Genomic DNA, 10,768 nt, shown 5'->3' with positions numbered 1-10,768 from the left:
TACTGCAGGGGGGACCCTGTGGGAGAGTAGGACGCCGCCGAACTCCTTTTACGGGAAAGCCCCGTGTCCTTGTGGACACGGGGCTTTTCTGCGTTTCCGAGCGTCTAGGCTCGAACCATGCGCTACGAACTGGTCATCTTCGACAACGACGGTGTGCTCGTGGACAGCGAGCCGATCTCCAACACCATCCTGGCCGAGTACCTCACGGAGCTTGGTCACCCCACCTCGTACCAGGAGAGCCTCCGGGACTACATGGGGTCCGCCGTGCACCGGGTACACGACCTCGTCGAGGAACGGACCGGGGAGAAGCTGCCCGCGGACTTCGACGCGACGCTCCACTCACGGATCTTCGCCGCGTTCGAGCGGGAGCTGGAACCGGTGGCCGGGGTCGAGGACGTGCTCGGGAAGCTCGTGGCCGACGGGATTCCGTACTGCGTCGCGTCCTCCAGTACGCACGAGCGGATCCGGGTCGGGCACCGCAGGACCGGGCTCGACCAGTGGTTCGAGGAGGAGTGGATCTTCAGTGCGGAGGACGTGGGACGGGGCAAGCCGGCGCCCGACCTGTTCCTGCTCGCCGCCGAGCGGATGGGGGCCCCGCCCGAGCGGTGTGTCGTCATCGAGGACAGCCCGCTCGGAGTGGAGGCGGCCAAGGCCGCGGGGATGGATGTGTACGGGTTTACATCGATGATGCCGGCGGACCGGCTCGCCGGGGTGACCGGGCACTTCTCCGACATGAGCCAACTCCGGGAACTGCTCGCCTGATCCATCTACCCACCGGTAGAAACTGGCCTTACGCTCGCGGCCATGACAAATGCTCGTTTGCGGCACGGCAGGGCCTCCCTCGCGGTGAGCTTCTTCGTGCAGGGGGTCACCTTCGCTCTGCTGGTGACTCGGATTCCCGCCATTCAGGACCGGTACGGGATATCCGACGGGCTGCTGCCCGTCTTCCTGGCCGCGGTGCCCATCCTGGCCGGGGTGGGCAGTGTGGTCACCGAGAAGCTGGTCGTGCGGGTGCGGCCCAGGGTTGTGCTGAGGTGGGCACAGCCTGTCGTGATGCTCGCGCTGCTCGGCGCCGGCGCCGGGAACGCGCTGTGGGAGGCGGCCCTGGCGCTGGGCGTGTTCGGGCTCTCCGTCGGGGCGCTCGATGCCTCCATGAACATGATGGGCGTCAGCCTCCAGCGGGCGTACGGGCGATCCATCATGCTCGGGTTCCACGCCGCGTACAGCCTCGGCGGAATTGCCGGGGCGTCCATGGCCTGGGCCGGGGCGCACTGGGACCTTTCGCTGCTGGTCTCCTACCTGCCGGCGGTCGTGGTGCTGCTGCCCGTCGCGTTCATCGGGAGCCGTTGGTACGCCGAAGGCGCGGAGTCGGAGGCGAAGCCGGAAGAGGCGCAGGGCAAGGGGGCGGCCTCGGTCTCCTTCAAGCTGCTGATGCCGCTCTGTCTGGTGATGAGCTTCGCGTACATCGGGGACTCGACGGTCTCCAACTGGAGCGCCAAGTACCTGCAGGACGTGCTGGGGAGCTCGGAGCAGCTGTCGACCGTTCCGTACAACGTCTACATGGTGACGACCCTGCTGGGGCGGGCCGTCGGGGACTTCGGGGTGCGGCGGTTCGGGGCCGTGGCCGTGGTGCGGGGCGGGAGCGTGCTGGCTGCCGCCGGGTTCGCCGTGGTGGCGGTGGCCGGTGGGGCGTGGACCGGGATGCTCGGGTTCACCATGCTGGGGCTCGGGCTCTGCGTGATCGTGCCGCAGACCTTCGCCGCCGCCGGGCGGATGTTCCCCGGGGCGAGCGATACGGCCATCGCGCGGCTGAACGTCTTCAACTACGTGGGATTCCTGGTGGGATCGCCGTTGGTGGGGGCGCTCGGGGACGCCTGGAGCTACCGGGGGGCGATGCTCGTACCGATGGTGCTGGTGCTCGCGACGCTGGTGTACGCCAAGTCGTTCGGCGCGGAGTCCGCCCGATACGGTGGCGGGCATGAGCGGCCGCGCACAGTTGATGTGGGATGACGCAGTAACGGGATACGACTTCGGGGAAAGTCATCCGATGGACCCGGTCAGGCTCGCTCTGACCATGGGGCTGGTCCGGGCGTTCGGGCTCGACGGCGCGGTGGACGTGGTGTCGGCCAGGCCCGCCGGGGAGTCGACGCTGCGGCTGGTGCACCGCGAGGACTACGTGGCCGCGGTGCGCGCCGCGTCGGCGGATCCGGAGCGGGCCGATCAGCGCTACGGGCTCGGGACGGTGGACGATCCGGCGTTCGCGGGGATGCACGAGGTGTCGGCGCTGATCGCCGGGCAGTCGGTGGCGGCGGCCGAGGCGGTGTGGCGCGGGGACACCTCGCACGCCGTGAACTTCACGGGCGGGCTGCACCACGCGATGCCGGGCGGTGCGGCGGGGTTCTGCGTCTACAACGATCCGGCGCTCGCCATCGCGCGGATGCTGGAGCTGGGCGCCGAGCGGGTCGCGTACGTGGATGTGGACGTGCACCACGGCGACGGGGTGCAGGCGGCCTTCTGGGAGGACCCGAGGGTCTTGACCATCTCGCTGCACGAGCACCCGCGGACGCTCTTCCCGCAGACCGGCTGGCCGGAGGAGACCGGCTCCGGGGCGGGTGAGGGCAGTGCGGTGAATCTGGCGCTGCCGGCCGGTACGGGGGACGCGGGGTGGCTGCGGGCGTTCCACGCGGTGGTGCCGGAGCTGCTGGCGGACTTCCGGCCGCAGGTGCTGGTGAGCCAGCACGGGGCAGATACGCATTTTGAGGACCCGCTCGCCCATCTCGCGGTGTCGCTGGACGCGCAGCGGGCGGTGATGTCGGCCTGTCACGACCTTGCCCATGAGTACGTGGAGGGCGGGCGCTGGCTGGCGCTCGGCGGGGGCGGTTACGCGGTGGTCGATGTGGTGCCGCGGTCCTGGACGCATCTGGTGGGGATCGCCGCGCACGCGCCGGTGGACCCGGAGTCGGTGATCCCGTCGTCGTGGCGGGACGAGGTCTACGCCCGGACCCGGCAGTTGGGGCCGGCCCGGATGACGGACGGCCGTACGCCCTCCTGGAAGTCGTGGGAGGAGGGGTACGACCCCGCGGACCGGCTGGACCAGGCGGTGCTGGCGACGCGGCGGGCGGTGTTCCCGTTGCGGGGGCTGCTGACCTGAGCCGGGCGGAGGCGGTCGCGGTGTGGCCGTTTCCGTGCGGTGGCGCGTAATGGTTACGCCAACTGTGGGGCCTGACCGGGCTTCCGGCCCCCCGTCCGGGTGATTGGGGGAGCATCGGTGGGGTGTTGAGCACCGGAGCGCTGCGTGCGCATCTGCTGGCGGCCCGGCTGGCCGGGCCCGTGGCCACCTCGCGGGAGGTGAGTCTGCGGAGTTATCGGCTCTTCGCGGCCCGGGATCCTCGGGTGACGCTCGGCCTCGATCCCGGGCGGGGCTGGGAGGAGCGGGATCTGCTCCGTCTGATGGCCGACAGGTGCGGGGTCTCGGACGATCCGGCTCATGTCTCTGGGCCCGATGTGATCGATCCGGAGCGGACCCTGGCAGGTCTGGACGCCTTCGCCGAGCGGCTGTCGCACGCCGCGGTCCGGCGGGCGCCGGTGCTGTTCGGGACCGGTCATCCGCACCGGCTGCTCGGTTTCTACGCAGCGTTGGCAGACGCCATGTCGGCGGCCGGGTGTTCCGTACTCACCCCCGCGCAGGGGCGATGTATCGACATAACGACCCGGTTCGGCGTACGCACGTGCAGCCTCGACTACGTACGGGGAGTCGCGATGGTGCGTGAACCCGGCGTGCGGTCGCACGGTGGTGACACCGGCGCACATACCCATTCCCCGCTGCCCGTCAGGGTGGTCCTGGAGGCGGCGGCGGAGGGTCGCGGGCGGTTGCCGGAACTGGTCGTGGGGGACCACGGCTGGGTCTGCGGGGCTGGTCAGCTGGGCATTGAGGCGATCGGTCTCGCCGATACGGACGATCCCGCGCTGTTCGTCGGGGAGGCCGAGGGGCGGGTGGCGGTCGTCGTGCCGCTCGACGACGCGGTGCCGTCCGCGTACTACCGGCCGCTGACGCGCTATGTGCTCAATCGGGCGTTTCTGTCACGGTAGGCGGCCGATCGTCTCACCTCTTCCCCACTCGCATCACCCGCCCCTAATCTGGGGAGTGAGCGCACAACGACGAAGAGTCACCGGAGGGGAAGCCGGTGGGCGTCTCGTGCGGAAGGTACAGGTGGGTCATGGCTGCTGGCAGCGAGAGGCCTCTCAACGAGGTCAAGTTTCTGACCGTGGCGGAAGTCGCCTCGGTCATGAGAGTGTCGAAGATGACCGTGTACCGCTTGGTGCACAGCGGTCATCTGCCGGCGATCCGGGTGGGCAGGTCCTTCCGGGTTCCGGAGCAAGCGGTTCACGAGTATCTCCGCGAGTCCTTTGTGGGGGTGGAGTCCGCCTGAGGTTCACCTCGGATTACGCCCCTCACGCGCTGGCGGGTAGGCTAGGCCGACGTAGGTCGTGTGGGCCCAGACGCCCCGCACCAGTGAAGAAGAAGTGAGCGAGGGTAGTCGTGGGCTCTGTTATCAAGAAGCGGCGCAAGCGGATGGCCAAGAAGAAGCACCGCAAGCTGCTCAAGCGCACGCGCGTTCAGCGTCGCAACAAGAAGTAAGCGAACGCGGTTCGTGAATCCGCAGCCCTCCCACCGGACCGGTGGGAGGGCTGCGGTGCGTTCCGGGGACAGCCGCTTCCGGCAGCGGCCCCGGCGGTCGCCCGCATTCGGCCCAAAGACTTGGGGGAAGGCAGCCGCGCGGTCATCACAGGGCAACATCCACCCGCTACGGTGACGGCTACGGGCCCTTAGGGGAAACCTTTCGACGGAAGGCGCTGATCTTGGGGAAGGTCGTGCTGGTCACGGGAGCGGCCCGGCAGCTGGGCGGCCGCTTCGTGCGGCGCATCCAGCGTGATCCGGGTGTGGACCGGGTGATCGCCGTCGACGCGGTCGTGCCCGGACACGAGTTGGGCGACGCCGATTTCGTGACGGCGGACATCCGCCAGCCCGCGATCGCCAGAGTCCTTGCCGAGCACTCCGTCGACACGGTGGTGCATCTGGACGTCTCGGCCAAGGCGGTCGGCACGGGCGGCCGGACGACGGTCAAGGAGACCAACGTCATCGGCACCATGCAGCTGCTCGGTGCCTGCCAGAAGGCGCCGAGCGTACGGCGGCTGGTGATCAAGTCCAGTACGAACGTGTACGGCTCGGCGCCCCGCGATCCGGCGGTGTTCACCGAGACCACCCCGCCCAAGTCGCTGCCCAGCGGGGGCTTCGCCAAGGACGCGGTGGAGGTCGAGGGGTACGTACGGGGCTTCGCGCGCCGCAGGCCGGATGTCGCCGTGTGCGTGCTCAGGTTCGCGAACATCCTCGGGCCGCAGGCCGATTCGCCGCTTGCCGACTATCTTTCGCTGCCCGTGCTGCCGACGGTGTTCGGGTACGACCCGAGGCTCCAGTTCGTGCACGAGGACGATGTCGTCGACGTCCTGGGAGTCGCGTCCGGCGAGCCGGTGCGCGGGACGCTGAACAGCGGCACGTTCAACATCGCCGGGGACGGGGTGCTGCTGCTCTCGCAGTGCTCGCGGCGGCTGGGGCGGCCGACGGTGCCGCTGCTGCTGCCCGCGGTCACCTGGGTCGGCCAGGCGCTGCGTACGGTCGGCATGACGGATTTCTCGCCGGAGCAGATCCGGCTGCTCACCCACGGCCGGGTGGTCTCCACCGTCCAGATGCGCGAGACCCTCGGCTTCCACCCCCGGTTCAGTACCGCGGAGACGTTCGCGGAGTTCGCGCGCAGTCAGGGGCCCGGACTGCTGCCGCCCGAGGCGGTGGGCAGGGCGGTCGACCGACTGGCCGCCATGCCGTTCGCCGGGGCGGGCGGCGATGGTCCGGGGATCACCGGGGCCGGCGACACCGAGCCGACCCCCAGCGCCAGGTAGAGCGAGGAGCGCACCGACGATGGCGGATGCCAAGGTCATTCCGTTCGACGACGACCGTTCGCGGACGGGCGGTTCAGCGCGCCCCGCACGGCGCCGGCCCGCGGGGGGCGGTGGCCGGGGGCCCACGGCGGCCTCCGTGGTGGGGACCGCGGCCGTGAGCGCACTGCCCGGGCAGCAGGACGCCTCGAAGCCACCGCAGGAGCCGCAGGCGGATCCTCAGTGGGCCGGGCAGCAGCCGCTGGAGCGGGACGGGCGCGGCGGCTGGGACCGGCGGATCGCCGGCGGGCTCGCGTTCCTGCGGCGGCGGGTCACGGGTGAGTACGACGTCGACGAGTTCGGGTACGACGAGGAACTGACCGATCAGGTCCTGATGTCGATGCTCCGGCCGATGTACGAGAAGTACTTCCGGGTCGAGGTGAAGGGCATCGAGAACATCCCCTCCGAGGGCGGGGCGCTGATCGTGTCCAACCATTCGGGGACGCTGCCGCTGGACGGGCTGATGCTCCAGGTCGCCGTGCACGACAACCATCCGGCGGGCCGGCATCTGCGGCTGCTCGCCGCCGATCTGGTGTTCATGCTGCCGGTGGTGAACGAGCTGGCCCGCAAGGCCGGGCACACGCTGGCCTGTGCGGAGGACGCGGAGCGGCTGCTGCGGCGGGGCGAGGTCGTCGGGGTGATGCCGGAGGGGTTCAAGGGCATCGGGAAGCCGTTCGGGGAGCGGTACAAGCTGCAGCGCTTCGGGCGGGGCGGCTTCGTGTCCACGGCGCTGCGGGCCGGGGTGCCGATCATTCCGTGCTCGATCGTGGGGGCGGAGGAGATCTACCCGATGATCGGCAACTCGAAGACGCTGGCGCGGCTGCTGGGCTTCCCGTACTTCCCGATCACGCCGACGTTCCCGTGGCTGGGGCCGCTCGGGGCGGTGCCGCTGCCGACGAAGTGGACGATCCAGTTCGGGGAGCCGATCTCCACGAGCGGGTTTCCGGTGGAGGCGGCGGAGGATCCGATGCTGATGTTCAACCTGACGGATCAGGTGCGGGAACAGATCCAGCACACGCTGTACAAGCTGCTGGTGCAGCGGAGGTCGGTGTTCTTCTGAGGGGCCTGCCGACATGCGGAGGGGGACGGCTCGGCGAGCCGTCCCCCTCCGTTTCCGTGCGAGGCGGTGCTAGTCGTTCTTCAGGTCCTCGCCGTTGATCCCCAGGCCCGGGAGGAGGCCGGGGAGGAGCGGCGGGAGGGTCACGTCCGGGGCGGGCGGGGTGCTGACGCGGCCGTCGGCGGACGGGACGGTGCCGGGGGGCGGGGTGCCGAACAGGCCGTCCGTCCCGCTGATCAGGCCCTCGGACGAGGCGCTGCCCGATCCCGACGGGCGGGGCGAGGCGCTGCCGTCCGTACGGTCCTGGGAGGCTTCCGGGAACGTGGGCGCGGACGGGGCCGTGCGCGAGGGGCGCGTGCGCTGGTCCGCGGTGTCGGACTGGCGGGCGTCGCCGCTGCTGTCCGGGGTGCGGGGCAGCAGTGACTGGAGCGGCTGGACCTCTTGGTCTATGGCGTCGAAGACCGAGCTGACCTGGTCGCCGACGTCCGTCAGCTGTACGGGGAGCCGGTCGCGGAGGCTGCTCCAGCTTTCGCGGTGCGAGCGGGAGAACGAGTCCAGGGTCTGGATGGGGCCGATGGCGCCGTTCTGCTGGTAGGCGGAGTGGAGCAGGCGGTGGCCCTCGCTGGCGTCGTGCGTCATGCCGTTGAGCGTGCGCCTGACCTCGCCGAGCTGTTCGTGGTCCAGGTCGCCGGAGCGGGCGCGCTCCATCAGCCGGCGGGCCTCGCTGAGCCGGGTGGATGCCTGGTCGAGGTAGGCCTCGCCGCGGTCGGCGTCGCCGCTGGCCATGCCGAGGTGGATGTCCTCCATGCCGCGCTTGAGCCCGTACAGCGAATCACCCGGCAGGGCGTCGGAACTGGCAGCGGCCACTCCGCCGAAGGCGCCCGCCGCCACACCGACGGTGAGCCCGCCGGCCGCGAGGCCCTTCGTCCAGCGTGAACGCGGACGCAACTTCCGGAGCGGGGAGGCCCGGTGGGCCCCCTTGGTCCGCTGTTCGGGCACCGTAGGGCCCGCGGACGCGCCGCCCTGGGTGAACATGGCCTCCATGGCGGCGACGAGCTGGGCTCGCTGCACCACTTTGACCTCGGGATCCAACTCCGGCCTCGGTACCTCACCGAGGCCGTTCGCCAGGGCCAACAGCGGTCCGTGGTCGGCCGGTTCGGCCGGTTCCTCGGGCTGTGCGGCCGCCGCACCACGGAGCGACTGCTCCTCCAGGGCCTGGGCGAAGGCGTTCGCCCGCCGGTGTGCCGAAACGTTTGCGATCACTGGCGGCACCTCCTCTCGTCATGACGGTCGACTCCCCTGGGTTCCGGAAGGTTGCACACCTTGAGCGCTTCCACACGAATGAGTGAGTGTCGGCGGACATGGGGTGACGACAGGGGGCCTGCAACCGGCACAACGAGGGGCGCGGCACATGGGTTACGCACGAAGGATGATCGGACCAGTGAGTGATGGGGGTGTCGCCGAGAGTGACCCGGCCGGGGGGTGTGGTCAGCGGGCATCGTCCGGAAGGAGCCGGGCCAGCGTGCGGACGGCGCGGTACTGAAGGGTCTTGATCGCGCCCTCGTTCTTGCCCATGACCCGGGCGGTCTCGGCGACCGAGAGGCCCTGCAGGAAGCGCAGGGTCACGCACTCCTGCTGCTGGGGGTTGAGCCGTCGCACGGCCTGGAGGAGCGCGGCGTTGGAGAGGGACTCCAGGACGGAGTCCTCGGGGCTGCGCTCGACCTCGTTGGCGTCGAGCATTTCGCCGGTGGTCACTTCCAGCCGGAAGCGGCTGGACTTGAAGTGGTCGGCCACCAGGTTGCGGGCGATGGTGACCAGCCAGGCGCCGAAGTCGCGGCCCTGCCAGGTGAACGTGGAGATGCGGCGCAGGGCGCGCAGGAAGGTCTCACTGGTGAGGTCCTCCGCCGTCGCCTTGCCGCCCACGCGGTAGTAGATGTAGCGGTAGACGGTGTCGCTGTACTGGTCGTAGAGGCGGCCGAAGGCGTCTGCCTCGCCGGCCTGTGCGCGCTCGACGAGATCCATCATGCGCGCGCTGTCGCTGTCGGCCGTCGGCCGACGAACGGTGGACGTGGTCGTTGCGCCGCGGTTGCTGCGTCTTCCGACCGCCGCACTGCGTTCGGCCAGGGCGTAGCAGGGGCCGGCAGGTGCAGGGGTGGCAAATGCGGGTACGGCGTACGCGGTGGGGACGAAGCCGCGCAAGCGGTTGGCGACCGTTGCGCGCAGCGTAGCCAGGCCCGAGGCGTCAACCCCGACGTGTGGGTACACGGGACTCCCAGAGGCAGAGCTTCCATCACGTGCAGTGCGAAACCGTCACTCGTCGTAGTGAGTGGTGGGTTCCGGAATGCGTCTGAGGAGAATAACGCTTCGTACAGGCAGTGCTACACCCAGTTGCTCAAATCATCGATTACGTCGCTTCTGTAGCGACTAAACGACGCATCAAGTAGCACATCGTGACCGTTTGTTGATCGAATTACTTCGCTATCTGCCTGTCGGTGCGACGGGTTGTGGTCGTGTGCGAGCAATACGACTGGCCGGAGCGGTCGGTGGGTAAGGGATTCGGATCGGCCGCCGGGGTTCGGGCGTGGCAGGCCCGGCCGGCCCGGCCCGCGGAGGGGCCGGGCCGGTGGCGACGGGGTCAGCGGCGGCGGCGGTGCAGGGCGACGGCGGCAGCGGTGCCGCCCGCGATCGCGCCCACGCCGGCCGCGGCCGGGATGCCGACCTTGGCCGCCTTGCGGCCCGTCCGGTAGTCCCGCAGCCGCCAGTCGCGCGCGCGGGCGTGCTTGCGGAGCTTGGCGTCCGGGTTGATCGCGTACGGGTGCCCGACCAGGGACAGCATCGGGATGTCGTTGTGCGAATCGCTGTACGCCGCGCAGCGGTCGAGGTCCAGGCCCTCGGCGGCGGCCAGGGCGCGGACCGCCTCGGCCTTCGCGGGGCCGTGCAGCGGCTCGCCGACCAGGCGGCCGGTGTAGATGCCGTCGACGGATTCGGCGACCGTGCCGAGCGCGCCGGTCAGGCCGAGCCGGCGGGCGATGATCGTGGCGGTCTCCACCGGGGCGGCGGTGACCAGCCAGACGCGCTGTCCGGCGTCGAGGTGGGCCTGGGCCAGGGCCCGGGTGCCGGGCCAGATGCGGTCGGCCATGTACTCGTCGTAGATCTCCTCGCCGATGGACATCAGCTCCGAGACCCGGTGGCCCTTGACGATGGACAGGGCGCTGTCGCGGGCGTCCTGCATGTGTTCCGGGTCCTCGACGCCCGCCAGTCTGAACCATGCCTGCTGCCAGGCGAACCGGGTCAGCTCGCGGCGCTGGAAGAACTTCCGCTTGTACAGGCCGCGGCCGAAGTGGAAGATCGCCGCGCCCTGCATGACGGTGTTGTCCAGGTCGAAGAAGGCGGCGGCGCGTTCGTCACCGACGACGGGGAAGGGGGCTTCCTCGGCCTCCGCCTTCGTGGCGGTGTCCTGCTCGGTTCCGGGGGACAGATCGTCGGGGAGGGTGGATTTCCGTGCTGCCTCAGCTGCTGCCTCGCCGGCCAGCACGCTCCGTGCTGTCGCGGGGCGCCTACGGGGTGTGAGCCATCCAAGTGCGGCCATGTCGTGAGCATAGCCAGTCGGTTCGGCCGTTCCCGACCTGCTGGGATGCCACGGCGTGAACTCTGGGCCGTCGATCCGATGAACGGGTGATACCGGGCGTACCGGATCAAGGGTGGAACGGGCCCGCTTCC

The 10,768-nt window shown here is 70.2% G+C and carries 11 protein-coding genes; 8 read left to right on the top strand and 3 right to left on the bottom strand.

Annotated elements, in window-relative coordinates; all coding sequences use genetic code 11:
* Positions 1-117 precede the first annotated feature (117 nt).
* The 8 genes from ACFYY7_RS20480 to ACFYY7_RS20445 all read left to right on the top strand — a co-directional run bounded on the left by ACFYY7_RS20480 (position 118) and on the right by ACFYY7_RS20445 (position 7,051).
* Positions 118-762, top strand: a complete 645-nt coding sequence (locus ACFYY7_RS20480) for an HAD family hydrolase (RefSeq protein WP_388663210.1) — start codon at positions 118-120, stop codon at positions 760-762.
* Between the two features lie 42 nt (positions 763-804).
* Positions 805-2,010 (top strand): MFS transporter, encoded by a 1,206-nt coding sequence (locus ACFYY7_RS20475; RefSeq protein ID WP_388663209.1) that lies wholly within the window; start codon positions 805-807, stop codon positions 2,008-2,010.
* Positions 1,979-3,151: an acetoin utilization protein AcuC gene (locus ACFYY7_RS20470; protein WP_388663207.1), complete on the top strand. Its 1,173-nt coding sequence runs from the start codon at positions 1,979-1,981 to the stop codon at positions 3,149-3,151. The genes ACFYY7_RS20475 and ACFYY7_RS20470 overlap by 32 nt, the downstream gene beginning before the upstream one ends.
* 122 nt (positions 3,152-3,273) lie before the next feature.
* A complete protein-coding gene (locus ACFYY7_RS20465) occupies positions 3,274-4,089 on the top strand; it encodes a phosphatase (protein ID WP_388663206.1) in 816 nt (271 codons plus the stop codon).
* 128 nt (positions 4,090-4,217) lie between these two features.
* The gene (locus ACFYY7_RS20460) at positions 4,218-4,430 is read left to right on the top strand and encodes a helix-turn-helix domain-containing protein (RefSeq protein WP_014046653.1); all 213 of its coding nucleotides are present in this window, start codon (positions 4,218-4,220) and stop codon (positions 4,428-4,430) included.
* Positions 4,431-4,540: 110 nt separating this feature from the next.
* A complete protein-coding gene (locus tag ACFYY7_RS20455; protein WP_003948845.1) occupies positions 4,541-4,639 on the top strand; it encodes a 30S ribosomal protein bS22 in 99 nt (32 codons plus the stop codon).
* Positions 4,640-4,860: 221 nt separating this feature from the next.
* Positions 4,861-5,955, top strand: a complete 1,095-nt coding sequence (locus tag ACFYY7_RS20450; protein ID WP_388663205.1) for an NAD-dependent epimerase/dehydratase family protein — start codon at positions 4,861-4,863, stop codon at positions 5,953-5,955.
* 19 nt (positions 5,956-5,974) lie between these two features.
* Positions 5,975-7,051, top strand: coding sequence for a lysophospholipid acyltransferase family protein (locus tag ACFYY7_RS20445; RefSeq protein ID WP_388663204.1), 1,077 nt, complete (start codon positions 5,975-5,977; stop codon positions 7,049-7,051).
* A 69-nt stretch (positions 7,052-7,120) separates the two neighbouring features.
* Here ACFYY7_RS20445 and ACFYY7_RS20440 read toward each other — a convergent pair whose 3' ends face one another.
* The 3 genes from ACFYY7_RS20440 to ACFYY7_RS20430 form a co-directional block, all read right to left on the bottom strand.
* Positions 7,121-8,311: a DUF5667 domain-containing protein gene (locus ACFYY7_RS20440; protein WP_388663202.1), complete on the bottom strand. Its 1,191-nt coding sequence runs from the start codon at positions 8,309-8,311 to the stop codon at positions 7,121-7,123.
* Positions 8,312-8,536: 225 nt separating this feature from the next.
* On the bottom strand, positions 8,537-9,313 hold the full coding sequence (locus ACFYY7_RS20435; RefSeq protein WP_266731976.1) for an ECF subfamily RNA polymerase sigma factor, BldN family: 777 nt from the start codon (positions 9,311-9,313) through the stop codon (positions 8,537-8,539).
* A gap of 370 nt (positions 9,314-9,683) precedes the next feature.
* Positions 9,684-10,637 carry an HAD family hydrolase gene (locus tag ACFYY7_RS20430; RefSeq protein WP_388663200.1) on the bottom strand — a complete coding sequence of 318 codons (954 nt, stop codon included), beginning with the start codon at positions 10,635-10,637 and terminating at the stop codon, positions 9,684-9,686.
* Positions 10,638-10,768 lie beyond the last annotated feature (131 nt).

This window comes from Streptomyces sp. NPDC001933 (assembly GCF_042890955.1).
Taxonomy (GTDB): domain Bacteria; phylum Actinomycetota; class Actinomycetes; order Streptomycetales; family Streptomycetaceae; genus Streptomyces.
The sequence above is the reverse complement of the archived record's forward strand: the minus strand, read 5'-3'. Positions and strand labels throughout refer to the sequence as shown.

Coding starts and splice junctions, on each gene's coding strand:
- ACFYY7_RS20480 (WP_388663210.1), top strand. CDS start 118: ATGCGCTACGAACTGGTCATCTTCGACAACGACGGTGTGCTCGTGGAC.
- ACFYY7_RS20475 (WP_388663209.1), top strand. CDS start 805: ATGACAAATGCTCGTTTGCGGCACGGCAGGGCCTCCCTCGCGGTGAGC.
- ACFYY7_RS20470 (WP_388663207.1), top strand. CDS start 1,979: ATGAGCGGCCGCGCACAGTTGATGTGGGATGACGCAGTAACGGGATAC.
- ACFYY7_RS20460 (WP_014046653.1), top strand. CDS start 4,218: ATGGCTGCTGGCAGCGAGAGGCCTCTCAACGAGGTCAAGTTTCTGACC.
- ACFYY7_RS20445 (WP_388663204.1), top strand. CDS start 5,975: ATGGCGGATGCCAAGGTCATTCCGTTCGACGACGACCGTTCGCGGACG.
- ACFYY7_RS20430 (WP_388663200.1), bottom strand. CDS start 10,637: ATGGCCGCACTTGGATGGCTCACACCCCGTAGGCGCCCCGCGACAGCA.